Source organism: Kineococcus rubinsiae (assembly GCF_011839805.1).
Lineage (GTDB): Bacteria > Actinomycetota > Actinomycetes > Actinomycetales > Kineococcaceae > Kineococcus > Kineococcus rubinsiae.
In genome coordinates, this window is sequence record NZ_VWPY01000046.1 from 1 (window position 1) to 25,377 (window position 25,377).

The window sequence follows — 25,377 nt, forward strand, 5'->3', positions numbered from 1 at the left end:
GGGCCTGCTGCGCGGCGCCCTGTCGGGGGGCGAGGCGGCGCCGCCCACGGCCGGGCCGCCGTCGCCCGGCACGGACCCGCGCGCCTGCGGCGGCCCCGCCGGGAAGCTGCGCTTCGACACGGAGCTGACGGGCGCCGACGGCGGCCGCGTGCCGTACAGCGTCAGCCTGCCGGCGGACTACTGGACCGCCTGCCGCGAGTACCCCGTGCTGTTCGCGCTGCACGGGCGCGACCAGAGCAACGCCACGTTCCTGCCCGAGGCCGAGCTGCTGCGCGGCGCCGTCGACGCGGGGGTGCTCTCCGACGTCGTCCTCGTCACCCCGGACAGCAACCGCGACGGGCGCTGGGAGGGCCGCTACGACACGGCCTTCATCGACGAGCTGGTCCCCCACGTCGAGGCGACCTACCGCGTGCAGCCGGGCGCCGCGCACCGGCTGCTGGTCGGCTGGTCCATGGGCGGTCACGGCGCCTTCCGGTTCGGGCTCGAGCACCCGGAGGAGTTCGCCGCCGTCTGGGCCGTCGACGGCGCCATGAGCCGCGAACCCCGCGAGTACCTGGAGTTCCTCGACCGGGTCCGCACCGGGGAACCCGCCGTCCGGACCGTCGGCGGGAACCTCAACGGCGACCGGGTGGAGCAGGTCGTGGACCTGTTCGCCGACCGCGGGGTCGAGGTCCCCTACGAGCGGCTCCCCCTCGAGCACGACTTCCCGCTGTTCGTCGACGCCGAGCGCGAGGCCGGCTGGCCGACGATGACGTGGATGGCCGCCCAGCTCCCCCCGGCCACCTGACGAGCGCCCCGGGCCTTCAGCGGGCGCCGCGGAAGCTGCGCCGCGACGCCTCGATGTGCTTCTCCATCGCCGCGCTCGCCCGCGCCTCGTCGCCCGACGCGATCGCGGTGACGATCCGCCGGTGCTCGGTCCAGGCCCGCCGGCCCTGCTGCGGGACGGTCGTGGAGTACGCCCACTGGATCTGCTCGCCGACCCGGCGCAGCAGGACGGCCATGCTGCGCGCCTGCGACAGCGACGCGATGCTCGCGTGGAACTCGGTGTTCAGGGCCGCACCCAGTGCCGGGCGGTCCTCCTCCAGGGCGGCGAACCCCGCGTCGACGATGCGCGTGAGCTCCGCGACGAGCTCGTCGCCCTGCCCGGCGGCGACCCGCCGGGCGCAGCGGGCCGCCGTGATCCCCTCCGCGACGCTGCGCACCGCGTACAGGTCCGCCAGGTCGTCGACGGGCACCTGCGCGACGCTCGCCCCCGCGTGCGGGCGCAGTTCGAGGAAACCCTCGGCGGCGAGGGCGCGCACGGCCTCCCGGACGGGGACCCGGGACGTCCCGTAGCGCTGCGCCAGCACCGCTTCCGGGATCCGCGACCCCGGCGGCAGGACGCCGTCCAGCACGTCCTGCCGCAGGGCCGCGGTCACGCGGTCGGCCGCGGACACCACGTCAGGCGGCCGCCCGGCCGGGGATGGCCGAGAGCAGGTCGACCGTGTACTCGTGCTGCGGCCGCTCGAACACGTCGTCCACGGAACCCTGCTCGACGACCTGCCCCCGCCGCATGACGAGGACGTCGTGCGCCAGGTGCCGCACCACCGCGAGGTCGTGGGTGATGAACAGGTACGTCAGGCCCAGGTCGTCCTGCAGGCGTTCCAGCAGCTGCAGCACCTGCTGCTGCACGAGGACGTCGAGCGCCGAGACGGCCTCGTCGCAGACCACGAGCTTCGGGTCCAGCGCGAGCGCGCGGGCGATCGCGACGCGCTGGCGCTGCCCGCCGGAGAGCTCCGCGGGGCGGCGCTGGGCGAGCGTGCGGGACAGCGCGACGTGGTCGAGGAGTTCCGCGACGCGGGCGCGGCGGCTGCGCGGGTCCCCCACCGCGAAGATCCGCAGGGGTTCGTCGACCAGCTTCTCCACCGTCATGGTCGGGTCGAGCGAGCCGTACGGGTCCTGGAACACCGGCTGCATGTCCCGGCGCACGGCGCGCCGGCGGGTGCGCCCAGCGCTGCGCAGGCTCTCGCCGCGCACCAGGACCGACCCCGAGGTCGCCTCCTCCAGGCCCAGGACGAGGCGGGCCGTGGTCGTCTTGCCGGACCCCGACTCCCCGACGACGGCCGTGGTCGTGCCCGCCGCGACGGAGAAGGAGACGCCGTCGACGGCCTTGAGGGGTTCCTTCTGGCCGCGCACCCGGAACTCCTTCACCAGGTCGCGGACCTCCAGCACCGGCGGTTCCCCGCGCCGGCCGGCCGCGACCGCCACGACGGCGGGACGCGCCCGGGGCGCCGTCCGCGCCGCGACCGAGGGGGCCGCGGCCACGAGCGCCTGCGTGTAGGTGTGCTCGGGCGTCGCGAGGATCCGCCGCGCGGGGCCGCGCTCGACGACGCGCCCCTCGGACATGACGACCACGTCGTCGCAGCGGTCGCTCGCCAGGCCCAGGTCGTGGGTGATGAGCAGCAGCGACGTCCCGCGGGCCTGCGTGAGGCGCTGCAGGTGGTCGAGGATCTGCCGCTGCACCGTGACGTCGAGCGCCGAGGTCGGCTCGTCGGCGATCAGCAGCTCCGGTTCCGCCGCGAGCGCCATCGCGATGAGCACGCGCTGGCGCATGCCGCCGGAGAACTCGTGCGGGTACTGCTTCGCGCGGCGGCCGGCGTCGGGGATGCCCGCCTCCTCCAGCAGCTCCACGGCCCGCTCGCGCGCGGCCGCGCCTTTGGCGAGGCCGTGCACGACGAGCGTCTCGGCGACCTGGCGGCCGATGCGCGCCGACGGGTTGAGGTTCGACATCGGGTCCTGCGGGACGAGCCCGATCTGGCGCCCGCGCAGCCGGCGCAACCGGGCCTCGTCACCGCCGCGCAGCGCGTGCGTGATGTCCTCGCCCGCCACGGAGATCCGCCCGCCGGTGATGCGGCCGTTGCCGGCGAGCAGCCCGATCGCCGCCGCGGCCGTCGTCGACTTGCCCGAGCCCGACGCGCCCACGACGGCGACGGTCTGCCCGCGGCCGACGCTGAGGTCGACCCCGTGCAGCACCTGCTGCTGCCCCGCCGACGTCGTGTACCCGACGTCGAGGCCCTCGATGCGCAGGAACTCCTCCTGCGACTGGTCCTGGCTCGTCACCGGTCCCGTCACCTCCCCGCCGCGTAGCCCTGGTTGCCGCGGGGGTTCGCCGCCGCGGTCATGACGCCCGTCTCCGGGTCCCGGCCGACGGAGCTCAGCCGTCCCAGCATCCAGTCCCCGGCGCGGGTCACGACGTGCCCGCGCGCCTCGAGGTCCGCGATGACGTCCTCGCCGAGGCGGTCCTCGACCACGGCCCCGCCGGGTTCCCACGTGCGCGGCCAGAAGGAGCCCGGCAGCGACGTGGTGTGCAGGCTGGGGGCGTCGATGGCCTGCTGCGGCTCGTAGCCGCCGACGAGGGTGCGCAGCAGGTAGACGAGCTGCCACTGGTCCTGCTGGTCACCACCCGGGGTGCCGAGCGCGGCGACGGGTTCGCCGTCGCGCAGCAGCAGGGTGGGCGTGAGCGTGGTCCGCGGGCGCTGCCCGGGGGTCAGCGCGGAGGGCGAGCTCTCGTCGAGCCACGTCATCTGCAGGCGCGAGCCGAGGCAGAACCCGAGCTCCGGGATCGTCGGGGAGGACTGCAGCCAGCCGCCCGACGGGGTGGCGCTGACCATGTTGCCGAACCGGTCGACGACGTCGACGTGGCACGTGTCGCCGCGGGTCTCGCCCGTGGACGCGACGGCCGGCTCGCCCGGGACGGGTTCCGGCTCGTCGCCCAGCGACGGGTCGGGGGCGGAACCCGGCTCGGCCATCGTGGGTTCCCCGGCCCCGGCGCCCGTGCCGCCGTCGGTGCGCAGCGGCGGGACGAACGGGGTCGCGCCCGCCACCGAGCCCGGGCGGAACTCGTGCGAGGCGCGGTCGGTGATCAGCGCGCGGCGCTGCGCCGCGTACCCGGGCGAGAGCAGCTGCGCCAGCACCGCGGGGTCGGCGTGCGAGCCGTAGTAGGCGTCGCGGTCGGCCATCGCGAGCTTGAGCGCCTCGAGGATCCGGTGCGCCCCGGCGCCGGTGGCCGGGTCGAGCTCGTCGTCGGCGAAGCCCTCGAGGATCGCCAGCGCCTGCAGCAGGACGGGGCCCTGGCCCCAGGGGCCCGTCTTCGCGACGGTCGTCCCGCGGAACGTGCCCGTGGTGGCGGGTTCGGTGGTCGCGGAGAACGCCGCGAAGTCGGCCACCTCGATGACGGCGGCGTGGTCGGTGCCCGAGGAGTGCCGGTGCGGGGTGCGCAGGAACTCCACGGCCTCGCGGGCCACGAACCCCTCGCGCCACTCGCGCCGGAAGGCCTCGATGCGCTCCTCCCGGGTGCCCGCGCCCTCCCCGGCCGCGACGAGGCGCTCCAGCGTGCGCGCCCAGGCGGGGTTGGTGATGACGTCGCCGTCGGCGGGGATGCGGCCCTCCGGCATCCACAGCGCCGCCGAGGTCGGCCAGTGCTGCTGGAACAGGGTGGCGACCGCGGCGATCGTGCGGCCGACGCGGCCGACGACGGGGTGACCGTCGCGGGCGTAGCCGATCGCGGGGGCCACGACGTCGGCGACCTCCCACGTGCCGTGCTCGAGCAGCAGGAGCAGCCACGCGTCGACGGAACCCGGCACCGCGGCGGCGAGACCGCCGGCGCCCGGCACGAGGTCGAGGCCCTCGGCGCGGTAGTGCGCGATGCTCGCGGCGGCCGGCGCCGGGCCCTGCCCGACGAGGACCGTGGGCTCCTTCTCCGCCGCGGTCGCGAAGACGGCGGTCATGTCGCCGCCCGGGCCGTTCAGGTGGGGTTCGACGACGTGCAGCACGAAGCCGGCGGCGACGGCCGCGTCGAACGCGTTGCCGCCGCGCTCCAGCACGGACTGACCGGTCGCGGTGGCCAGCCAGTGGGTGGAGGCGGTCATCCCGAAGGTGCCGCGCAGCGTCGGGCGGGTGGTGTGGGCGGGCGGTGCGGTGAAGCTCACCGGGATCCTCCGGGGTCGATGGCGTCGCGCAGGGCGTCGCCGAAGAGGTTGAAGGCCAAGCAGATCACGGCGATCGCGAGGCCGGGGAACAGCGCGGCGTACGGCGCGCGGAAGATGTACTGCTGCGCGTCGGACAGCATGATGCCGAGGCTCGGCGTGGGCGGCTGGATGCCGAGGCCGAGGAACGAGAGCAGCGCCTCGCCGATGACGACCGCGGGCATGATCACCGTGGCCTGCACGATGATCGACGGCACGGCGTTCGGCAGGACGTGGGTGGCGAGGATCCGGGCGCCGGACGCGTCCATGGTCCGGGCCGCGAGCACGAACTCGGCGCCCTCCAGCCGCAGCGTCTCGGCGCGCACGACGCGGATCATCTGCGGCACGTGCGCGAGGCCCAGGGCGATCGCGGCGTTGGACAGGCTCGCCCCGCGGATCGCGGCCAGCCCGACGGCCAGCACGAGGAACGGGAACGCCAGGACCAGGTCGGTCAGGCGGGAGACGATCCCGTCCAGCCAGCGCCAGTACCCGGCGAGCAGCCCCAGCGGGGTGCCCACGACGACGCTCAGCAGCACCGCGAGCAGCCCGACCTCCAGCGAGGCGCGGGTGCCGTGCAGGACGCGGGACAGGATGTCGCGGCCCAGGTCGTCCGTGCCCAGCCAGAACCCCACGGTGCGGGGCTGCTGGAACGGCGTCTCGAAGTGCACCTGCGTCGGCGGGTAGGGCGAGATCCACGGCGCGAGCAGCGCGGCCGCGACGACGAGCAGCAGCAGCGAGCCGCCGATCACGCCGAGCCGGTCGTGCAGCAGCGACCGGAGGACCCGCCCGCGGCTGGAACCGAGGTCGGTGGGCAGCGGGTCGACCGCCGGGGTCGCGGTCGCGGGGGTGCTGACGGGGTGGCTCACCGGGCACCTCCCCCGACGCGGATGCGCGGGTCGAGCACCGAGTACACGACGTCGACGGCGAGGTTGATGACGATGTAGGCCAGCGTCACGACGAGGACCACTCCTTCGATGACGGGGTAGTCGCGGCTGAACACGGAGTCGAGCGTCAGCTTGCCGAACCCGGGCAGGCCGAAGATCCGCTCGGTGACGACGGCCCCGGAGATCAGGCCGCCGAGCTGGAGGCCGACGAGGGTGACGACCACGACGAGGGAGTTGCGCAGTGCGAACCGCAGGACGACCGCGGAGCGGGAGGCGCCCTTGGCCCGGGCCGTGCGGACGTAGTCGCTGGAGAGGTTCTGCAGCATCGACGCCCGCGTCTGGCGCATGATGACCGCGGCCAGCCCGGTCCCGAGGATCACCGCCGGCAGGGTCAGGTGGTACAGCGCCCGCAGGGGGTTCTCGCTCGGCGCGACGTAGCCCGAGGCGGGGAACCAGCCGAGGCCGACGGCCAGGTAGAGGATCGCGAGCAGACCGAGCCAGAAGCTCGGCACCGACAGGGCGAGCAGCGAGAACCCGTTCGCGACGAGCTCGGGCCAGCGCCCGCGGCGCACGGCCGCGACGACGCCCGTGCCGACCCCGACGACGATCGCCACGAGGATCGCGTAGAGGGACAGCCAGGCCGTGACGGGCAGCGTGCCCGCGATGAGCTCGGTGACCGGGGTCCCCGTGCGCACCGAGGTGCCGAGGTCGCCGTGCAGGAGGTCCCCCGCGAAGCGCCCGTACTGCACCCACAGGGGCTGGTCGAGGCCGAGCTGGGCGCGGACGGCCGCCACCGTCTCGGGCGTGGCCTCCTCCCCCGCCAGGGCCAGGGCCGGGTCGCCGGGCAGGGCCCGGACGCCCGCGAAGACGACCATCGACGCCAGGACGAGCGTCACGGCGCTCTGCCACAGGCGGGTCAGCAGGAAGCGGCTCACAGGAACGCCGCCCGGCTCAGGCGGACGACACCGTCGTCGTAGGTCTCGACCCCGGCGACGACGTCGGTGTACCCCGTGATGCTGCGCACCCGGTAGAGGTACTGGATCGGGTTCTCGCGCTGCACGATCTCGGTCACCTTCCCGTAGAGCTCGGCCCGCGTCGCCACGTCGTTCGACTGCGCGGCCTGCTTGAGCAGCGTGTCGACCTCGGGGTTGGAGTACCCCGAGTAGTTGTTCGCGGCGCCGGTGGACAGGAACGACGACGCGTTGCCGTGCGGGTCCACGCGGCCGGACCAGCCGAGCTGCAGCACCTCGAAGTCGCCGCGCTTCTGCACGTCCAGCAGCGTCGAGTACTCGACGGGCTGGATCACGACGTCGAACCCGCCGTCGACGACGCTGGCCTGGATCGCCTGCGCCAGCCGCAGCGAGTCGGCGTTGTTCGACGTCGACAGGGTGATCCGGTACGGCACCGGCACCCCCGCCTCGGCCAGCAGCTGCTTCGCCCGCGCCGGGTCGTGCGGCGGGCAGGCCTCGGAGGCCGGCGAGGAGTAGGTCGAGCCGGGGGCGATGAACGAGCACGCCGTCTCGTACCAGTTGTTGAACACGGAGTTCACCAGGGCCGTGCGGTCGATCGACAGCGCGAACGCCTCGCGGACGCGGGGGTCCTTCGCGATCGGGGTGTCGATCGCGCCCGGCGGCTTCCCGGTGCCGTCGACGTTGCCGACGTTGAACGTGATCGCCTGGTAGCCGAAGGACCCGGTCTGCAGCAGGCCGACGCCCTTCTCCTTCGCGAGGGCGTCGACGTCCTGCGGCGACAGCGAGTCGGCGACCTGGACGTCGCCCGAGCGCAGGTTCGCGGCGCGGATGTTCGCGTCCGTCATGATCCGGTAGGTGATCGAGTCGAGGTGCACCTGGTCCGCCGCGTAGTACAGCGGGTCCCGCTTCACCGTGATCGACGTCTGCGGCACGCGCTCCTCGAAGGAGAACGGCCCGACGCACACGGGGTGGTCGCCGAAGTCGTCGCCCTCCTCGGCCAGGGCCTTCGGCGACATGATCATCCCGGCGCGGTCCGCGAGCGCCGCGGCGAGCGGGGAGAACGGCGTCTTGTAGCGGACCTCGACGTGCTCGGGGTCGGGCGCGGTGACCTCCGCGACGGGGCCGAGCTCGGCCTTGCGCGCGGAACCCTCCAGCGTCAGGTTGCGCTGCAGCGTGGTGACCACGGCCGCGGCGTCCAGCGGGGTCCCGTCGGCGAACACGGGGCCGCTGCGCACGGGGATCGTCACGGTCAGGCCGTCGGCGGAGACGGTGGGCAGCGCCGACGCCAGCTGCGGCACGATCGCCCCCTTCGCGTCGATGTCGTAGAGCTTCTCGCAGACCGCGTTCATGACGTAGCGCGTGTAGAGCGAGCTCGACGTCGTCGGGTCGAGGCGGTCGGGTTCCGCCGACAGGGCCATGACCAGGTCGCCTCCCGCCCGCGGCGTGCGGTCCCCGATCTCGACGCCGGTGACGTCCGCGCGCGGGGGCGCGGGTTCCACAGGCTGGACGGGGACGCAGGCCGCGACGAGGAGGACGCTGGAGGCGGCGAGCAGGGTTCTCAGCCGGGCCGGCCGGTGGATCGCGACCATCACGAAATACCCTTCGGTGGGGACGTCGGGGAGCGTCGTTCGTATACGATCACCGCACCGTACGCCTCAGATGTTTCGCGCAGGTTGCACACGCCGGACGACTGCGGGGGGAACCTCGCCCGAGGAGGAACCCGTGCCCGAGACCGACGGCGGGCGCCGGCGCGCGTCCTGGCACCTGGCGCTCATGCTGGTGCTCACGTTCTCCACCGGGATCGTCGACGCGGTCGGCTACCTCGGCCTGGACCGGGTGTTCACCGCGAACATGACGGGCAACGTGGTGATCCTCGGCATGGCGCTCACCGGGGCCGAGGACCTGCCGGTGCTCGGGCCGGTCGTCGCCCTCGCCGGGTTCATGCTCGGTGCCGCGGTCGGCGGGCGCGTCCTGCGCCGCGCCGCGACCGGCTGGACCACCGCCTCCACCGTCCTGTTCACGCTGGTCGGCGTCGTCATGGGCGCCCTCGCGGTCGTCGCGACGACGCTGGGCGACGCGATCCCCGTCGAGGCCGGCACGACCGCCCCGCCCGCCGCGCTGGCGCTCACGGGCTGCCTCGGGCTGGTCATGGGCGCCCAGGCCGCGACGGCCCGCCGCCTGGCCGTCAAGGACGTGACGACGGTCGTGGTCACCTCCACCATCACGGGCCTCGCGGCCGACTCCCGGCTCGCGGGCGGCGACGGCGGCGGCTGGCGCCGGCGGGTGGGCGCCGTGCTGCTCATCCTCGCGGGCGCCTCGGTCGGGGCGGCCCTGCTGCGCTGGCACGTGGGGGCGGGCCTCGGCCTGGCCGCGCTCATCACGGTCGTGGTCGCGCTGGTCGGCCACCGCACGGCCCACGTGCTCCGCGGCGCTGGCGGCGCGAGCCGCTGAGGGCCAGGATCGGTCGCGCACGGCCGACCCGGACGTGGACCAGACGGAACGAGGAGACATGACGCACCCACGCGCAGGGCAGCACGCGGGACCGGAGGACCTCGTCGACGTCCCCCACCTGGTGACGGCGTACTACGCGACCCAGCCGGACCCCTCCGACGTCGGGCAGCGCGTGGCCTTCGGGACGTCGGGGCACCGCGGCTCCAGCCTGGACGGCGCCTTCAACGAGCAGCACATCCTGGCCACGACGCAGGCGATCGTCGACTACCGCCGCGAGCAGGGCTACGACGGCCCGCTGTTCCTGGGCCGCGACACCCACGCGCTGTCCGAGCCCGCGTGGGTCTCGGCGCTGGAGGTGCTGGCGGCCAACGACGTGACCGTCCTGGTGGACTCCGCGGACCGCTACACCCCGACCCCCGCGGTCTCGCACGCGATCCTGCGCGCCAACCGCGAGGGCTCGACCATCCGCTCCACCGGCCCCGGCCTGGCCGACGGCATCGTCGTGACGCCGTCGCACAACCCGCCGCGCGACGGCGGGTTCAAGTACAACCCGCCGAACGGCGGCCCCGCCGACACCGACGCGACGGGCTGGATCGCGAAGACCGCGAACGCCTACCTCGAGGCCGGCCTGGAGGGCGTGCGGCGCATCCCCTTCGCCCGCGCGCGCGCCGCGGCGGGCAGCTACGACTTCATGGGCACCTACGTCGACGACCTGCCGAGCGTGCTCGACCTGGACGTCGTGCGGGAGTCCGGGCTGCGCATCGGCGCCGACCCGCTGGGCGGCGCGAGCGTCGACTACTGGGCCGCGATCGCCGAGCGGCACCGCCTGGACCTCACCGTCGTCAACCCGCTGGTCGACCCGACGTGGCGGTTCATGACGCTGGACTGGGACGGCAAGATCCGGATGGACTGCTCCTCGCCCTCGGCGATGCACTCCCTCATCGACAGGCGCTCGGAGTTCCAGATCGCCACCGGCAACGACGCCGACGCCGACCGGCACGGCATCGTGACGCCCGAGCACGGCCTCATGAACCCCAACCACTTCCTGGCCGTGGCGATCCGGTACCTGTTCTCCTCCCGCGACGGGTGGCCGGCCGAGGCCGCGATCGGCAAGACGCTCGTGTCGTCGTCGATGATCGACCGGGTCGCGGAACGCCTGGGCCGCAACCTCCTCGAGGTCCCCGTCGGGTTCAAGTGGTTCGTGCCCGGCCTGCTCGACGCGTCCGTCGGCTTCGGCGGCGAGGAGTCCGCGGGCGCCTCGTTCCTGCGCCGCGACGGCTCGGTGTGGACGACCGACAAGGACGGTCTGCTGCTGGCGCTGCTCGCCTCCGAGATCACCGCGAGGACGGGCCGCTCGCCGAGCGAGCACTACCAGGACCTGACGGGGGAGTTCGGCTCGCCGCTGTACGCGCGCACCGACGCCGTCGCCACGCGCGAGCAGAAGGCCGTGCTGTCGAAGCTGTCCGCGGACCAGGTCCAGGCCGACTCCCTGGCGGGCGAGAAGATCACCTCGGTGCTGACCGAGGCGCCCGGCAACGGCGCGAAGGTCGGCGGCCTCAAGGTCGTCACCGAGTCCGCGTGGTTCGCGGCGCGTCCTTCGGGCACGGAGGACGTCTACAAGATCTACGCCGAGTCGTTCCAGGGGGCGGACCACCTGCGCCGCGTGCAGTCCGAGGCGCAGGAGCTCGTCGACGGGGTGCTCTCGGGATCGTGACGGTGCGGGTGGTGGTGGCGTGACGCGCGTGGACCAGTGGGTGTGGGCGGTGCGCCTGTACCGCACGCGCTCGATCGCCTCGACGGCGATCAAGGCGGGGCACGTGCGGATCAACGAGGAGAAGGTCAAGCCGTCCACGTCGGTGAAGGTGGGCGACGAGGTCCGCGTGCGCGCCGAGGGCTACGAGAAGGTGTTCGAGGTCGTGCAGCTGCTCAGCAAGCGCGTCGCTGCTCCCCTCGCCGTCCAGGCCTACGTCGACCACTCCCCGCCCCCGCCGCCGAAGGACGAGTTCTTCGGGGCGTTCGGCGGCCGCGACCGCGGCGCCGGGCGCCCCACCAAGCGCGAGCGCCGCGAGATCGACGAGCTGCGCGGGCACTGACGGCGCTCGGTCCGGCCGGTGCCCGCGGGGCACCGGCCGGCGCGGGGGTCAGGGAGTGGGCATGCCGCCCGTGGCGGCCAGGGTCTCGCCGAGGACGTAGCTGGACTCCTGGCTGGCCAGGAACACGTAGGCCGGGGCCATCTCGGCCGGCTGGCCGGGGCGCCCCAGGGGCGTCTCGGCGCCGAACTCGGGGAGCGCGTCCGCGGGCTGTCCGCCCGCCACCTGCAGCGGCGTCCACACCGGGCCGGGAGCCACGGCGTTGACGCGGATGCCCTTCGCCGCGACCTGCTGCGCCAGGGCCTTGGTGAAGCCGTTGATCGCGTACTTCGTGGAGGCGTAGTCCACGAGGATCGGCGCCGGCGAGTAGGCCTGGATCGAGGTGGTGTTGATGATCGCGCTGCCCGGCGGCATGACCGCGACGGCCGCCTTGCACAGCCAGAACATCGCGTAGACGTTCGTCTTGAAGGTCTCGTCGAACTGCTCGGTGGTGAGTTCGGCGATGTCCTCCGAGTGCTGCTGCTTCCCGGCGATGTTGGCCAGGACGTCGATGCCCCCGAGCTCGCGCACGGTGGTCTCGACGAGCTGCGTGCAGTACGCCTCGTCGGTCAGGTCGCCGGGCACGGCGACGGCCTTGCGGCCGGCCTGCTCGATCAGCGCGACGACCTCGCGCGCGTCGGCCTCCTCCTCCGGGAGGTAGGAGAGCACGACGTCGGCGCCCTCGCGGGCGAAGGCGATCGCCGTGGCGCGGCCGATGCCCGAGTCGGCGCCCGTGACCAGCGCCTTGCGGCCCTGCAGGCGGCCGCTGCCGCGGTAGCTGGTCTCACCGGCGTCGGGCTTGTGGGGCATCTGCTGCTCGACGGCCGGGCCGTCCTGCTGCTGGCGGTAGCTCTCGTCGGCCTTGGGGTACTGGCTGGTCGGGTCCTGCATCGTGTACTGGTCGGTCATCGTGGATCCGTCCGTGAGCTGGTCGGGTTCTCGCCCGTGCGGGCGCCGGAGGCGGCGCGGCGGGTTCCGCGCGTGCTGCACGTCGCGCCCGCTGCCGCCTGCCCCCGTCCTACCCGACGGCGGCCCCACCCGCCCGGCGAAGCCCGGCGGGCCGGGTCTCAGCCGGGCAGGCCGGTGACGACGACCTCCGTGGCACGGGCGAGGAGCGCGTCGTCGGGCTCTGCGTCGGCGCCGGGGCGGCTCGACATCACGACCACGACGAGGGGGGCGCGGCCGGGCGGCCGCACGACGGCCGCGTCGTTGCGCGTGCCGTACCCGCCGGTGCCCGACTTGTCCTCCACGCCCCAGCCCGCGGGGACTCCCGCCCGGACCAGCCCGGCGCCGGTCGTGCTGCGGCGCAGCAGGTCGGTGAGGACGGCGCGGTCGTCGGCGCCCAGCGCGTCGTCGACCGCGAAGGCCCGCAGGTCGGCGGCCAGGGCCCGCGGCGTGGTGGTGTCCCGGGGGTCGCCCGGGACTGCCGTGTTGAGGTCGGGTTCGCGGCGGTCGACGCGGGTCACGTCGTCCCCGGCCGTCCGCAGGAACGCCTGCAGCCCGGCGGGACCGCCGGCCCGGTCGAGGAGGAGGTTGCCCGCGGTGTTGTCGCTGACCGTCAGGGCCGCGGCGAGGACCTCGCGCAGCGGCACCGCGCCGCCCGCGTGCGCCGCGGTCACGGGCGAGTGGGTGACGATCCCGTCCGCGGGCACCGGCACCGCCTCGTCGAGGTCGGCCGGGGTGGCCGCGTCAAGCACGGCCGCGACGGCCGCCACCTTGATCGTCGAGGCGTGCGCGAACCGCTCGTCGGCGCGGTGCTCGACGACCGCCCCCGTGCCCGTGTCGACGGCGTACACGCCCACCCGGGCGCCGAACTCGGCCTCGAGGCCGGTGAAAGCCGCCTCGAGCTGCGCGTCCGGCGTCGGGGTGGTCTCGGGCGTCGTGGTGGTCTCGGGCATCAGGGAGCCCGGTGCCGCCGTGGCGCTCGGTGTCGCGGGGGGGTCGGCGGCCGGCGGGGCCTCGGACGAGCACCCCGCGAGGAGCGCGAGCACGGCGAGCGCCGCGGCGGGCCCGGCGGTGCGGAAGGCGGGACGGCGCGGCACGCGTCCACCGTGGCACGCCCGTTCCCGCCCACCCGCGCCGGGACCGCGAGGCTGATGACACGGTGTGTCGTCAAGTAGGGTGGGGCCGTGGTCAGGTGGGAACCGGGAGCGGCCGAGCGGCTGCACCGCGCTGCCCTGGACCTCTTCGTCGAGCAGGGCTTCGCGGAGACGACCGTCCCGCAGATCACCGCCCGCGCCGGGCTGACCACCCGCACCTTCTTCCGGCACTTCGCGGACAAGCGCGAGGTCCTCTTCGCCGGTGAGGACGAGCTGCCGGCCGTCGTCGCCCGCGTCTTCGCCGAGGCGGCACCCGGGCTGAGCCCCCTCGACGTGGTCGTCGAGGGGCTCGCCGACGTGGTCGCCCCCCGCTTCGACGGCCTGCACGGCTACCTGACCACGCGCCAGCGCATCGTCGAGTCCGACGAGGGGCTGCGGGAGCGGGAGCTGCGCAAGCTCTCGGTGCTGCGCGAGGCGGCCCTGCGGGGCTTCCGCGACCGGGGCCTGGCCGAGGTCGAGGCGGTCCTCGCGGCGCACGTCTCGGTGACGCTGTTCGACGTGTCGCTGAGCCGGTGGCTGGAGGAGGACGCCGGGCGCACCCTCGCCGCCGTGGTCCGCGACACGGGCGAGGCCTTCCGGTCGGTGACCGGGAGCGCGCCGGCCACCGGGACGGCGTGAGCCCCCGGGCGGCGGCGGAGTCCGACGCCGAGCCGGACGCCGCCCTCGACGAGGTGGCCGAGGAGCTGTACGGCCTCGCCCCCGAGGAGTTCACCGCGGCCCGCGACCGGCGGGCCAAGGAGGCCCGAACTGCCGGGGACCGGGACCTCGCGACGAGCGTGCGCGCGCTGCGGCGGCCGTCGACGGCGGCGTGGGCCGTCAACCAGCTGGTGCGCCGCCACCCCGACGTCGTCGACCAGCTCGGCGCCCTGGGTTCGCGGCTGCGCGAGGCGCAGCTCTCGCTGGCCGGCGCGGAGCTGCGGGCGCTGACCACCGAGCAGCAGAAGGTGACGGCGACGGTCCGCGCGCTCGCCGAGCAGGACGCCGCCGCGGACGGCGCGCCGCTGAGCTCCTCCGTCGGGGACCAGGTCGTCCAGACGCTGCGCGCGGCCCTCGCCGACGAGGACGCCGCCACCGCGGTCCGCTCCGGCCGGCTGACGACGCACCTGGAGCACACGGGGTTCGGGCCGGTGGACCTCGACGGGGCCGTGGCGGTCCCGCGCGTGCGCCGGCCGGCCCCCGCGTCGGCACCCGCCGCGGCGCCCGAACCCGACGAGGGACGCGCCGCGCGCGAGGCCGCGGAGCGCGAGCGCGAGGAGCAGCGGCAGGCGGCCCGGCGGGAGATCGACGCGGCCGGGCAGGCGGCGGCGGACGCCGCGGACGCCCTGCGGGACGCGGAGTCGCGGGCCGGGGACGCCGCGGGCGCGGAGGAGGAGGCGGCCGGCCGGGTCCGCGACCTCGAGCACCGGTTGCAGGAGGCGCGGCGCGAACGGGACGCGGCCGCCGCGGCCCAGCGCACCACGACGGCCGACCGGGACGCGGCCGCCCGCGCCGCGCGGGAGGCCGACGCGGCGCTCCAGCGCGCCCGGCACCGCCTCGACACGCTCTCGTGACGTGAGGACCCGGCCCCGTCGGGAGCGGGCCCGTCCGGGCGGCAGCCTTGTCTGGACCGGGGCGGGCGAGGACCATGGCGCGCGTGTCGCCCTCACCAGCGCTCCCCGCGGAGCCGTTCGCCGCGGCCCGGCGCGCCGCGGTGGCGCAGGCGGTGCGGGCCGGTGAGGACAGCCCGGGGCTGCAGCGGCTGGTGCGGACGGCCGCCCGCGTGCTGCACGTGCCGGTCGCGATGGTCTCCCTCATCGCCGCCGACCGGGAGATCATCCAGGCCTCGGTGGGGCTGCCCGAGCCGTGGGCCTCGCTGCGCCACACCCCGCTGAGCCACTCCCTGTGCGCGCAGGTCGTGCGCCTCGGCGGGCCGGTCATCCTCTTCGACGCGCGCTCCGACGAGACCTACCGCGAGCACGCGGCCGTGGTCGAGATGGGCGCCGGCGCCTACGCCGGGTACCCGCTGGAGCACCACGGGCACACCCTGGGCGCGTTCTGCGCGGCCGACTTCGGTCCCCGGCGCTGGTCCGGCGGCGACCTGCAGCTGCTCGAGGACTTCGCCGCCCTCGCCTCCGGTGAGCTCACCCTGCGCATCGGCCTGCAGGAGCTGCAGGAGTCCGGGCGGCAGCTGGAGGAGCGCCACGCCCGGCTGCTCGCGCAGTCCTCCCGCGACGTCCTCACCGGGGTCGCCAACCGCCGCCGCTTCGACGAGCGCCTGGGCGAGGAGGTCGCCCGCCTCCAGCGCCACCCCGGCGACCTGGCCCTGGTGCTCGTGCGCGTCGACGGGCTGCGCGAGCTCGACGACCGCGCCGGGCGCCCGGCGAGGGACGCCGTCCTCGCCGAGGTCGCGGCCCGCACGCGCAGCGTCCTGCGCCGTCGCACGGACCTGATCGCCCGCCTCGGCGACGAGTTCGCCGTCCTCCTGCCCGGCGCCGGGGCCCGCGACGGCGAGGACATGGCCCGGCGGGTGCGCGACGTCGTGGCGCAGCGCCCCGTCGCGGGCGAGGCCGTCACCGTCAGCACCGGGACCGCGACCTACCTGCCGTCCCGGGGGGCCACGCAGTTCTACGCCGACGCCGACGCGGCCCTGCACGGGCCGCCCGCGCACGGGGACGACCCGCCGGCTCCCTCGGCGCCCTGACCGCGGGGCGGGATCACCCGAGGGCGGGGACGACCTCCTCGCGCAGCAGCCGCAGCGGGGTCAGGTCGAACGGGTGCCCCACCCCGAACACGAAGTGGGAGAAGCCGCGGTCGGTGAACTCCCGCAGCTGCCGCACGACGTCGTCGGGCGTCCCGATCAGCCAGCGGTCGCGCTGCTGCGCCAGGTCGGCGCCGTGGCCGGCCGCGGTCCGGGCCGCGTTCGCCTCCGCCTCCTCGCGGGTGGCGGCCACCGACACCGACGGGTGCACCGACAGCTCGATCTCACCGAAGTCGCGGCCCACCTCCTCGCAGCACCGCTCGAGCCGGGCCGCCCGCTCGGCGCACTTCTCCGCCGAACCCTGCGCGTTCCACCGGTCGGCGTGGCGCGCGGCGATCCGCAGCGTGCCGAGGCCCGAACCGCCGAGCGTGATCGGCGGGTGCGGCGACTGCAGGGGCTTGGGTTCGCACGGCGCGTCGTGCAGGCGGTAGTGCCGGCCCTCGAACGTCGTGCGCGGCCGGCTCCACAGCTGCCCGACGATCTGCAGGGCCTCCTCCAGCCGCTCGTAGCGCTCGGCCAGCGGGGGGAACGGCAGGCCGTAGGCGTCGAACTCCCGCTCGGCCCACGCCGCGCCGAGGGAGAACTCGAGCCGGCCGCCGCTGATGTGGTCGACGAGGGCCGCGCTCTTGGCGAGCGTCGCCGGATCGCGGTAGAGCACGCCGGCGACCAGGACCCCGATGCGCACGCGGCTGGTCAGCGTGGCCATCGCCGCCAGCGTGGTCAGGGTCTCGAAGGCGGCGCCGTCGTCGGCGCCGGAGAACGGCAGCAGGTGGTCGAAGGTCCACGCGGAGTCGAAGCCGAGCTCCTCCACGGCGAGCAGCGCCTCGCTGAACTCGCCCCAGCTGGTGCGCTGCGCCTGCAGCTGGATCCCCACGTGCAGGGGGCGTCCCCGGACGTCCACGTCGTCTCCCCTCGTCGGCGGTGTGCGCCCGACGATAGGGGCTGGCGGGTCCGGACGCTCCCCCTCTCGGGGACGCCCGGAACTCCGGGGGCCCGGCCCCCGGGCCCGCGCGGGAGGTGTTCCCGCACGGACCCGGGAGAGGACGTCAGCGGGCGAGGAACGCCAGCAGGACGCGGTTGAACTCCTCGGCGTGGCTCACGTTGAAGCCGTGCGGGCCACCGGCCACGACGTGCAGCTCGCTGCCCGCGACCGCCGCGTGGGTGCGCGCGCCGGAACCCTCGAGGGGGACGATCGCGTCGCTGTCACCGTGGATGACCAGCGTGGGGACGTCGACCTTCGTCAGGTCGTCGCGGAAGTCGGTGGTGGCGAACGCCTCCATGGCCCCGAGCGCGGCCTTCTTGTCGGCCTGACCCGAGAGCGCGAGCGCCGCCTGCCGCTGCGCCTCGGTCACCACGAGGGTTCCGTCGACGGAGAAGAACTGCGTGACGAAGCCCTCGTAGAAGGCGTCCTCGTCGGCCGTCAGGCCCGCGGCCATCTCCGCCGCGGCCTCCTTCGTCAGCGGACCGTCGGGGTTGTCGTCGCCCTTCATGAGGTACGGCGGCACCGCGCCGGCGAACACGACGCTGTGCAGGCGCTGGTGGCCGTGCTTGCCGACGTAGCGGGCCACCTCGCCACCACCCATGGAGAACCCGACGAGGGTGACGTCGGTCAGGTCGAGCTCCTCGAGGAGCGCGTGCAGGTCCTCGGTGAAGGTGTCGTAGTCGTAGCCGCTGCGCGTCTTGTCGCTGTCCCCGAACCCGCGGCGGTCGTAGGTGACGACGCGGTAGCCGGCCGCCTGCAGGGCGGGGACCTGCTCCGACCACGAGGCGCCGGACAGCGGCCAGCCGTGGATGAGGACGACCGGGCGGCCCGTGCCGCCGGTGTCGTCGACGTGCAGCTTCGTGTTCTTGAACAACCCGTGGTGGGCGGTGACCTCGGTCATCGGTGCTCCCTCAGCTCCTGGCGGGGCGGTGTCCCCGCCGGCCCAGCCGCGCCGCGGGGGCGGCACGTGACTGAACCTTCAAAGATCCTAGGGGCATGCGGGACGGGGCAGTTCGCCCCGGCATCGATGTCACGCTCCGCAGCTGGACGGTCTGGGAACTCCCCGTGAACCGGCGGGAACCACCACCGCAGCGGCCCCCTCGGGTGGATGCTCGGGCGACGCCTCCGCTCCCCCGGAGGAACCCCCACCCCGACGACGGAGGTGCCCGGTGCGGGCTGCCTGGTACGACGCGCAAGGGCCCGCGGCCGAGGTCCTGCAGGTCGGCGAGCTGCCCGACCCGGAACCCGGCCCGGGGGAGGTGGCCGTGCGGCTGCGCCTGTCGGGCGTGAACCCGGGCGACACCAAGAAGCGCCTCGGGTGGCTGGGCTCCTCGATGGCGTTCCCCCGCGTCGTCCCGCACAGCGACGGCGCCGGAGTCGTCGCCGCCGTCGGCGAGGGCGTCGACCCGGCCCGCGTCGGACGGCGCGCGTGGGTGTTCGGCGCGCAGTCCTACCGGCCCTCGGGGACCGCGGCGCAGCTGACCGTCGTCCCGTCCGTGCAGGCCGTCGACCTGCCGGACGACGTGCCCGACGAGGTCGGGGCGTGCCTCGGCATCCCCGGGACCACCGCGCACCGCACCGTCTTCGCCGACGGCCCCGTGGCCGGCCGGACCGTCCTGGTGCACGGCGTCCTGGGTGCCGTGGGTTCCCTCGCGGCCCAGCTCGCGGCCCGCGGCGGGGCGCGCGTCGTCGGCACCGTCCGGCGCGCCGCGGACCTCGAGCGGGTCGCGGCGTCCCCGCTGTCGTCCGTCCTCGCCGCGGCCGTCGCGCTCGACGGCGCCGACGTGGCGCGGGAGGTGCTCGCACACGCCGACGGGCGCGTCGACCGGATCGTCGAGGTCGCGTTCTCGGAGAACATCGACCTCGACACGGCCGTCATCGGCCCCGACGGGACCATCGCGGCCTACGGCACGCGGCGCGACCGCCCGGAGCTGCCGTTCTGGCCGCTGCTGTTCGCCAACGTCACCGTGCGGCTGTTCGGCAGCGACGACTTCCCGCCCGCGGCGAAGACCGAGGCCGCCGCGGAGCTCACGGCGGCCGCGCACGAGGGCCGCCTGTGGATCCCGGTCGGCGACCCGGTGCCCCTGGAGCAGGTCGCGCAGGCGCACGACCGCGTCGACGCGGGCTCGCGCGACCGGGTGGTGGTGGCCCTGCCCGACTGAGCGGGCGGCGCCTCAGGCGGGGGCGATCCGGCGCCGGAGGTCGAACGCCGGCAGCGTCCAGCCCACGAGCGGGCCGATGAGGACCGCGAAGGCGACCGTGCCGGGCCCGACGTTGCCGCCGAGCACCCAGCCGACGGCGAGCACCGAGACCTCCACGGCCGTGCGGACCTGCCACACGGGCCGCCCGGTCCGGGCGCGCAGGCCGGTCATGAGGCCGTCGCGCGGGCCCGGGCCGTAGTGCGCCCCGATGTAGAGGCCGCTGGCCACGGCGAGCAGCAGCAGCCCGGCCGCGAACAGCGGGATCCGCAGCCACAGCTCCCCGGGCGCGGGCAGCACGGCGACGGTGGCCTGCAGCACGGTGCCCACGACGAGGATGTTCAGGACGGTGCCGGCACCGGGCCGCTGGCGCAGCGGGATCCACAGCAGGAGCACCAGCAGGCCGACGACGTTGGTGACCCAGCCGACGCCCACGCCGGTCTGGCGGGAGAGCCCCTGCGCGAAGACGGTCCACGGGTCGACGCCGATGGCGGCCTGGACCATCGCGCCGTCGGCGATGCCGAACAGGGCCAGGCCGACGAGGAGCCGCGGCACCCGGACGCGGTGCGGGGCGGTCAGTGGACTGCTCACACCCGCCATTGGACCGGTCCGAGGCCTGTTCGGCCAGTGCCAATCCGGCTACGGTGGCCCGGTGCAGACGATCAGCGCCCGGGCTCTCGCGTCGCTGCTCGGCGCCTGGCGCGACCGGTCCCCGGCCTACGCCGCCCTCGCGGACCGGGTGCGGCTGCTCGTGCTGGACGGCCGCCTCGCGGTGGGCACCCGGCTCGCGGCCGAGCGCGACCTCGCCGTCGCCCTGGGGGTCAGCCGGGCCACCGTGAGCGCGGCCTACGCCTCGCTGCGCGAGACGGGCCACGTCACGAGCGTGCGGGGCTCCGGCAGCGTGGTCCGGCCGCTCGACCGGCCGGCGTCGGCGAACGAGCGCCGGCCGCACCCGGACGGCGACGTCCTGGACATCACCAACGCCGCCCTGCCCGCCGTGGACGGCCTGCAGGCCGCCGTCGAGCGCGCCGTGACGCGGCTGCCGCAGCACACGGGCGGGCACGGCTACGAGATGCAGGGCGTGCCGGAGCTCCGGGCCGCCGTGGCGGCCCGCTACAGCGACCGCGGCCTGCCGACCCGGCCCGACGAGGTGCTCGTGACGATCGGCGCCCAGCACGCCATCGCCCTGCTGGCGCGGACGTTCCTCACCCCCGGCGACCGCGTGCTCGTGGAGACCCCGACGTACCCGAGGGCCGTGCAGGCGTTCACCGGCGCGGGCGGTCGCCCGGTGCAGGTGCCCGTCGGGCGCGAGGGGTGGGACGACGACGCCCTGCGCGACGCCTTCGCCCGCGCCCGGCCCCGCCTGGCCTACCTCGTGCCGGACTTCCACAACCCGACGGGCGCGACGATGCCCGCGCACCAGCGGCGCACCGTCAACGACCTCGCCGCGCGGCACGGGACGCGGGTCGTCGTCGACGAGACGATGGCCGACCTCGGGTTCGGCGACCGGGCGGCCCCGTGGGTGCCGTTCCCCGGTGACGTCGTGCACGTCGGGTCGCTCGCGAAGTCGGTGTGGGGCGGGCTGCGCATCGGCTGGATCCGCGCCGACGCCGCCACCGTCCGCGAGGTCCTGAACCGGCGCTCCCCCACCGACCTCGGGACGCCGGTGCTCGACCAGCTCGTCGGCGCGGAGGTCCTCCCCAGCCTCGACGAGCTGACCACCCGCCGCCGCGGCAGCCTGCGCGCCGCGCACGACGCCCTGCACGCCGCGCTCGCGGAGCGCCTACCGAGCTGGGAGGCGCCCCGCGTCGAGGGGGGTTTCAGCACCTGGGTGAACCTGGGCGAACCCGTGAGCAGCTCCCTCGTGCTCGCCGCCCGGGCGCGGGGGCTGCTGCTCAGCGCCGGGCCGCGGTTCGGCGTCGACGGCGCCTTCGAACGTCACCTGCGCGTGTGCTTCACCCTGCCGCCCAGGCAGATGCACCGCGTCGTCGACGTCCTCGCCGCCGCGTGGGACGATGTCGCGCGCCTGCCCCGCCTGCAGCCCGGGCCGATCGCCCTGGTCTGAGGTTCCTCAGCTCGTCGCCGTGGATCAGCTCGTCGCGGGCACGACGTGCGCCTGCGGGTCGTGGGCGTGGGCCCCGACCTCCAGGACGACGTCTGCGGCGGTCGGGGGTTCCAGCGCCGTGGTCCGCGGGTTCCACGCACCGAGGGCCGCGAGGGTGACGGGGACCGCGACCTCGGCCGTGGTCCCCGCGGCGACCTCGACGGCCGCGAAACCCACCAGCAGGGTCTCGCCGTCCCGCAGGCCGTCGGTGCGCCGGCCGTAGACCTGGACGACGTGGTGACCGTCGCGGGCGCCGGTGTTCGTCACCGAGGCCCGCACGACGGGGACACCGCCGGCTTCCTGCACCTCCACGCCGTCGAGGCGGAACGTCGTGTAGGACAGGCCGAAACCGTGCGGGTAGGCCGCGGGGACTCCGAGGCGGTCGAGCAGCCGCTGGCCGTGCCAGCGGTCGTAGGTGATCGCTCGCGCGTCCTTGTCGAAGGCCGGCAGGTGGTCCTCGCTCGTGGGGATGGAGTACGGCAGCCGGCCGCTGGGGTTCTGCGCCCCGGTCAGGACGTCGGCCAGCGCGTGGCCGCCCTCCATCCCGGCGTACCACATCATCAGCACGGCGGGGACGTCGTGGCGCCACGCCTCGCACACCACGGCACCGGCCGCGACGACGCTGACGACCGTGCGGGGGTTGGCGGCCGCGACGGCGTGGATCAGCTCCTCGTCCGACGGGCGCAGGCGCAGCGACGTGCGGTCACCGCCCATGCCGTCGGTCATGACCGTGCCGCCCAGGTCCGGTGCGCTCACTCCCTCGGCGACCGGGGGGTACAGGGCCGTGAGGGTGGGGTCCGACATGGTGTCGCCGCCGATGTACTCGCCCTCGTCCGTCTCGTCGAAGCCGACGACGAGCAGGGCGACGTCGGCGTTCCGGGCCGCCTCCGCGGCGGCCGCCGGGTCGTCGGACTCGACCAGGGTGATCTCGGCGTCGGGGAACGCGGCGCGGATCCCGTCGACCGGGCTCACGTGGCTCGGGGCGTGGACCAGGGACGAACCGCGGTCACCGGTGCCGGCGTGCACGGCGAGCCGGCCGACGACCGCGATGCGCTGCACGGCAGCGGGGTCGAGCGGCAGGACGGGAGCGTCGCCCACCGCGTCGTTCTTCAGCAGCACCATGGCGCGCGCGCCGACCTCGCGCGCCAGGGCCCGGTGCTCGTCGCTCGCCATGACCTCCGCGCCCGGTTCCGCCGCCTCGCGGGCGGCGTAGGAGCGCAGCTGCGCGGCCAGCAGGTGCAGCCCCGCGCGCTCGACGGCCGCCCAGGACGTCTCCCCCGCCTCGAGCTGGGCGGGCAGGTGCTCGGCCCGCTGCTGGCGCAGGGGTTCCTCGAGGTCGAGGCCGGCGTTCAGGGACGCGGCCGCGTCGCGCAGGCCCCAGATGAAGTCGCTGACCGTGATGCCCTCGAAACCCCACTGCTCGCGCAGCACGCCGGTAAGGAGTTCGGGGTTCTGCCCGACCCACTCGCCGTTCACGGAGTTGTACGCGGACATGATCGCCGCGACGCCCTCGTCGACGGTCCGCTTGAAGTGCGGCAGGTAGACCTCGTGCAGCGTCGCGTCGTCGACGGTGACGTCGACGTGGAAGCGGGCGTTCTCCATGGAGTTCAGCGCGTAGTGCTTGGCGCAGGCCATCACGTAGCGCTGCGTGCCGCGGGTCAGCGCCGCCCCGAACTCCCCCAGGTGGTGGGGTTCGTCGCCGTAGGTCTCCTGGACCCGGCCCCACGCGGGGTGGCGGGGGAGGTTGATGCAGACGCCGCCGAAGAAGTTCCCGCCCTGGGCGCGCACCTCGCGGCCGATCGCCTCCCCGACCCGCTCCTCCAGCGCCGTGTCCCACGTCGCGCCGCGGGCCATGGAGACGGGGAAGGCCGTGCCCGCGCCCGACACGCAGCCGCGGGGGCCGTCGACGAAGCGGGTGCCGGGAACTCCGAGCCGGGCGACCTCGCCGTGGACGTAGGGGTGGGCGTTGTAGCGCTGCATCATCTCGGCCATCCCCGCCCAGAAGGGGGTGTCGCCGTCGAGCAGCCAGAGCCGCTCCTCGGGGGTGAGCTGGTCGTAGAGCGCCCGGGCCTGCTCGGCGGGAGCGGCTCCGGCGCGGACCGCCGCGACCGCCGTGTCGAAGGCGCTGACTCCGTCGTGCATCGGTCCACCCCGTCGTCGAGTCCTACTGAGCACCTGCTCAGCAAGTGGCGCGACGATAGCCCGGGGCACCGCGCGCATCAACCCGACGACCGCTGGCGGACTGGTAGGAAGAACCCGTGCCGCCTCCCCCACCGCGCTCCCGGGTGCGCCTGCCGGCGGCCGAGCGCCGGCAGCAGGTGCTCACCGCCGCGACCGCCCTCATCTCCGAGCGCGGGTACTGGGGCCTGTCCCTGCAGGACGTCGCCGACGCCTGCGGGATCACCATGCCCGGTCTGCTGCACCACTTCGGCTCCAAGGACAACCTCCTCATCGCGGTGCTCGAGCACCGCGACCGCCTCGACGTGGACGCGCTGGCCGACCGCCTCGGCCTCGGGGGGGACCTGTTCGAGCTGCTGGAGCGCGGCGAGCCCGGCGTGGGCCTCGTGCCGTTCGTCGACGCGATCGTGGACCGGAACGCGACTCAGCGGGAGATCGTGCGGCTGTACTCCGTCCTGCAGGCGGAGTCCCTGGTGCCGGACCACCCCGCGCACGCGTTCTTCACCGCGCGCCAGGAGACGGTCCTGCGGATCTTCGCCCGTCTCGCGCCGGCCGCCGCGGGGGAACCCGGCGACGTGGCCCGGCACGTCCTCGCCCTGCTCGACGGCCTCCAGCTGCAGTGGTTGCGCGACCCGGGCGTCGACCTCGTCGGGGCGTGGCGGACGGCGTCGGGTGCGGTCGCGGGTCTCCGGCCGACCGCTCGGACGCGCCGGCCGCCTCGACCGGACGGCGGGTGACCGATCAGTGGTGCCCGGTGCGGCCGAGGGTCTCCACGGGGCCCGCGCCCGGTCGGGTCCACTGCGGCGCGGGACGGCCGGTCGGGCCCCACGTCGGGTTCCCGTCCGCGTCGGCGCGCCAGTACCAGCACGGGCCGCGGCCCTCGGGCCAGCCGTCCGGGACGTCCTGCCACGCCTCGCCGCGACCGCGGACCGTCATGTCCAGCAGGGCGAACGACGAGCTCGCCGCCTCGGTGCCCCGGCCCGTCGTGGAGTAGGTCAGGAACACGCGGTCCCCCTCGCGCAGGAAGCAGCTGACGTAGCCCATGTCCCCGCCGACGGGCGGGGCCGCGTCGCGCACCGAGTACCAGGGCTGGTGGTAGCCCATGAACGCGAGGAAGGGGGCCACCTCGTCCCAGGGGCCCGTGGTGAGGATCGCGAAGGACACGCCGCGCGCCTCGAGGTAGACGGCGTCCCTCAGGTGCCAGGCCGTCACGGTGCACCCCTCGCACTGGCCCTGGTGGGGCGCGCCGTCGTGCCACATGTGCTGGTAGACGAGCAGTTCCTCGCGGCCCTCGAACAGGCTGAGGAACGGGACGGGGCCGTCGGGCCCGACGACCGGGGTGTTCGCGTCGACCTCCACCACCGGCAGGCGGCGGCGGGCCGCGGCGATGGCGTCACCCTCGCGGGTGTGGGCCTTCTCCCGAACCAGCAGCTCGTCGCGGGCCGCCTGCCAGGTGGCCTGGTCGACGGCGGGTGGGCGGGCCGCGGGGGCGGTGCTCGGACGGTCGGGCGTGGTGGTCACGGGTCCTCCGGAGTCCTCGGGTCGCAGCGGCGACGTGCGCACGGTCAGCGGCTGAGACCCTTCCCGGCCCCGGAACTCATCGGCGGACGTCGCGGCCCACGAGGACGCGCCACCGGTCGT

The 25,377-nt window shown here is 75.3% G+C and carries 23 protein-coding genes; 10 read left to right on the forward strand and 13 right to left on the reverse strand.

Annotated elements, in window-relative coordinates; genetic code table 11:
* A partial coding sequence (locus F1544_RS17780) for an alpha/beta hydrolase (RefSeq protein WP_208972122.1) occupies window positions 1-787 on the forward strand: 787 nt, incomplete at its 5' end.
* A 16-nt stretch (window positions 788-803) separates the two neighbouring features.
* On the opposite strand, the gene F1544_RS17785 is transcribed toward F1544_RS17780, so the two are convergent.
* Genes F1544_RS17785 through F1544_RS17810 form a run of 6 tightly spaced genes read right to left on the reverse strand, consistent with a single transcriptional unit; the run spans window position 804 to window position 8,447 of the window.
* Window positions 804-1,436 carry a GntR family transcriptional regulator gene (locus tag F1544_RS17785; RefSeq protein ID WP_167587470.1) on the reverse strand — a complete coding sequence of 211 codons (633 nt, stop codon included), beginning with the start codon at window positions 1,434-1,436 and terminating at the stop codon, window positions 804-806.
* A 4-nt stretch (window positions 1,437-1,440) separates the two neighbouring features.
* Window positions 1,441-3,099 carry a dipeptide ABC transporter ATP-binding protein gene (locus F1544_RS17790; protein WP_308470155.1) on the reverse strand — a complete coding sequence of 553 codons (1,659 nt, stop codon included), beginning with the start codon at window positions 3,097-3,099 and terminating at the stop codon, window positions 1,441-1,443.
* Between the two features lie 8 nt (window positions 3,100-3,107).
* Window positions 3,108-4,967, reverse strand: a complete 1,860-nt coding sequence (locus tag F1544_RS17795) for a gamma-glutamyltransferase family protein (RefSeq protein ID WP_167587472.1) — start codon at window positions 4,965-4,967, stop codon at window positions 3,108-3,110.
* Window positions 4,964-5,869, reverse strand: a complete 906-nt coding sequence (locus tag F1544_RS17800) for an ABC transporter permease (protein WP_308470156.1) — start codon at window positions 5,867-5,869, stop codon at window positions 4,964-4,966. Before F1544_RS17800 ends, F1544_RS17795 begins: the two co-directional genes overlap by 4 nt.
* Window positions 5,866-6,822 (reverse strand): ABC transporter permease, encoded by a 957-nt coding sequence (locus tag F1544_RS17805; protein ID WP_167587473.1) that lies wholly within the window; start codon window positions 6,820-6,822, stop codon window positions 5,866-5,868. Before F1544_RS17805 ends, F1544_RS17800 begins: the two co-directional genes overlap by 4 nt.
* Window positions 6,819-8,447, reverse strand: coding sequence for an ABC transporter substrate-binding protein (locus F1544_RS17810; RefSeq protein ID WP_167587499.1), 1,629 nt, complete (start codon window positions 8,445-8,447; stop codon window positions 6,819-6,821). The genes F1544_RS17805 and F1544_RS17810 overlap by 4 nt, the downstream gene beginning before the upstream one ends.
* A 184-nt stretch (window positions 8,448-8,631) precedes the next feature.
* Here F1544_RS17810 and F1544_RS17815 point away from each other — a divergent pair, with 184 nt between their 5' ends.
* From F1544_RS17815 to F1544_RS17825, 3 genes are read left to right on the forward strand one after another with little or no spacing between them, the layout of a single operon-like run.
* Complete coding sequence (locus F1544_RS17815) at window positions 8,632-9,309, forward strand: DUF1275 family protein (protein ID WP_244309027.1); 678 nt, start codon at window positions 8,632-8,634, stop codon at window positions 9,307-9,309.
* 58 nt (window positions 9,310-9,367) lie between these two features.
* A complete protein-coding gene (gene pgm, locus F1544_RS17820; protein ID WP_167587475.1) occupies window positions 9,368-11,023 on the forward strand; it encodes a phosphoglucomutase (alpha-D-glucose-1,6-bisphosphate-dependent) in 1,656 nt (551 codons plus the stop codon).
* A gap of 19 nt (window positions 11,024-11,042) precedes the next feature.
* Complete coding sequence (locus F1544_RS17825; RefSeq protein WP_167587476.1) at window positions 11,043-11,402, forward strand: RNA-binding S4 domain-containing protein; 360 nt, start codon at window positions 11,043-11,045, stop codon at window positions 11,400-11,402.
* 48 nt (window positions 11,403-11,450) lie between these two features.
* Here F1544_RS17825 and F1544_RS17830 read toward each other — a convergent pair whose 3' ends face one another.
* Together F1544_RS17830 and bla are read right to left on the reverse strand one after the other, a co-directional pair.
* Window positions 11,451-12,347, reverse strand: a complete 897-nt coding sequence (locus tag F1544_RS17830) for an SDR family oxidoreductase (RefSeq protein ID WP_167587477.1) — start codon at window positions 12,345-12,347, stop codon at window positions 11,451-11,453.
* 158 nt (window positions 12,348-12,505) lie between these two features.
* Entirely contained in the window at window positions 12,506-13,480 is a 975-nt protein-coding gene (bla, locus tag F1544_RS17835; protein ID WP_308470158.1) for a class A beta-lactamase, read from the reverse strand.
* 87 nt (window positions 13,481-13,567) lie between these two features.
* On the opposite strand from bla, the gene F1544_RS17840 reads away from it, so the two are divergent.
* From F1544_RS17840 to F1544_RS17850, 3 genes are all read left to right on the forward strand, one after another.
* Complete coding sequence (locus tag F1544_RS17840) at window positions 13,568-14,155, forward strand: TetR/AcrR family transcriptional regulator (protein WP_167587478.1); 588 nt, start codon at window positions 13,568-13,570, stop codon at window positions 14,153-14,155.
* Window positions 14,152-15,087, forward strand: coding sequence for a hypothetical protein (locus F1544_RS17845; protein ID WP_167587479.1), 936 nt, complete (start codon window positions 14,152-14,154; stop codon window positions 15,085-15,087). The genes F1544_RS17840 and F1544_RS17845 overlap by 4 nt, the downstream gene beginning before the upstream one ends.
* 83 nt (window positions 15,088-15,170) lie before the next feature.
* Window positions 15,171-16,217: a sensor domain-containing diguanylate cyclase gene (locus F1544_RS17850; protein ID WP_167587480.1), complete on the forward strand. Its 1,047-nt coding sequence runs from the start codon at window positions 15,171-15,173 to the stop codon at window positions 16,215-16,217.
* Between the two features lie 13 nt (window positions 16,218-16,230).
* Here the strand turns inward: F1544_RS17850 and F1544_RS17855 are convergent, their stop codons facing one another.
* Together F1544_RS17855 and F1544_RS17860 are read right to left on the reverse strand one after the other, a co-directional pair.
* Window positions 16,231-17,175, reverse strand: coding sequence for a TIGR03560 family F420-dependent LLM class oxidoreductase (locus F1544_RS17855; protein WP_167587481.1), 945 nt, complete (start codon window positions 17,173-17,175; stop codon window positions 16,231-16,233).
* 145 nt (window positions 17,176-17,320) lie between these two features.
* Complete coding sequence (locus tag F1544_RS17860) at window positions 17,321-18,157, reverse strand: alpha/beta fold hydrolase (protein WP_167587482.1); 837 nt, start codon at window positions 18,155-18,157, stop codon at window positions 17,321-17,323.
* Between the two features lie 268 nt (window positions 18,158-18,425).
* On the opposite strand from F1544_RS17860, the gene F1544_RS17865 reads away from it, so the two are divergent.
* Window positions 18,426-19,418, forward strand: coding sequence for an NADPH:quinone reductase (locus tag F1544_RS17865; RefSeq protein WP_167587483.1), 993 nt, complete (start codon window positions 18,426-18,428; stop codon window positions 19,416-19,418).
* Between the two features lie 12 nt (window positions 19,419-19,430).
* On the opposite strand, the gene yczE is transcribed toward F1544_RS17865, so the two are convergent.
* Window positions 19,431-20,054, reverse strand: coding sequence for a membrane protein YczE (gene yczE / locus F1544_RS17870; RefSeq protein WP_167587484.1), 624 nt, complete (start codon window positions 20,052-20,054; stop codon window positions 19,431-19,433).
* A gap of 52 nt (window positions 20,055-20,106) precedes the next feature.
* Between yczE and yczR the strand changes: the two genes are divergently transcribed.
* Window positions 20,107-21,519: a MocR-like transcription factor YczR gene (gene yczR / locus F1544_RS17875; protein ID WP_167587485.1), complete on the forward strand. Its 1,413-nt coding sequence runs from the start codon at window positions 20,107-20,109 to the stop codon at window positions 21,517-21,519.
* Between the two features lie 24 nt (window positions 21,520-21,543).
* Here yczR and F1544_RS17880 read toward each other — a convergent pair whose 3' ends face one another.
* Window positions 21,544-23,700: a glycoside hydrolase family 3 protein gene (locus F1544_RS17880; RefSeq protein ID WP_167587486.1), complete on the reverse strand. Its 2,157-nt coding sequence runs from the start codon at window positions 23,698-23,700 to the stop codon at window positions 21,544-21,546.
* 116 nt (window positions 23,701-23,816) lie between these two features.
* On the opposite strand from F1544_RS17880, the gene F1544_RS17885 reads away from it, so the two are divergent.
* Window positions 23,817-24,473 carry a TetR/AcrR family transcriptional regulator gene (locus F1544_RS17885; protein WP_167587487.1) on the forward strand — a complete coding sequence of 219 codons (657 nt, stop codon included), beginning with the start codon at window positions 23,817-23,819 and terminating at the stop codon, window positions 24,471-24,473.
* A 4-nt stretch (window positions 24,474-24,477) separates the two neighbouring features.
* On the opposite strand, the gene F1544_RS17890 is transcribed toward F1544_RS17885, so the two are convergent.
* Complete coding sequence (locus F1544_RS17890; protein ID WP_167587488.1) at window positions 24,478-25,257, reverse strand: DUF899 family protein; 780 nt, start codon at window positions 25,255-25,257, stop codon at window positions 24,478-24,480.
* Window positions 25,258-25,377: the final 120 nt, after the last annotated feature.

Excerpts from the sequence above, each read along its gene's own strand:
- yczE (WP_167587484.1), bottom strand. The coding sequence starts at position 20,054 with ATGGCGGGTGTGAGCAGTCCACTGACCGCCCCGCACCGCGTCCGGGTG.
- F1544_RS17815 (WP_244309027.1), top strand. The coding sequence starts at position 8,632 with ATGCTGGTGCTCACGTTCTCCACCGGGATCGTCGACGCGGTCGGCTAC.
- F1544_RS17880 (WP_167587486.1), bottom strand. The coding sequence starts at position 23,700 with ATGCACGACGGAGTCAGCGCCTTCGACACGGCGGTCGCGGCGGTCCGC.
- F1544_RS17830 (WP_167587477.1), bottom strand. The coding sequence starts at position 12,347 with ATGACCGACCAGTACACGATGCAGGACCCGACCAGCCAGTACCCCAAG.
- F1544_RS17810 (WP_167587499.1), bottom strand. The coding sequence starts at position 8,447 with ATGGTCGCGATCCACCGGCCGGCCCGGCTGAGAACCCTGCTCGCCGCC.
- pgm (WP_167587475.1), top strand. The coding sequence starts at position 9,368 with ATGACGCACCCACGCGCAGGGCAGCACGCGGGACCGGAGGACCTCGTC.
- F1544_RS17860 (WP_167587482.1), bottom strand. The coding sequence starts at position 18,157 with ATGACCGAGGTCACCGCCCACCACGGGTTGTTCAAGAACACGAAGCTG.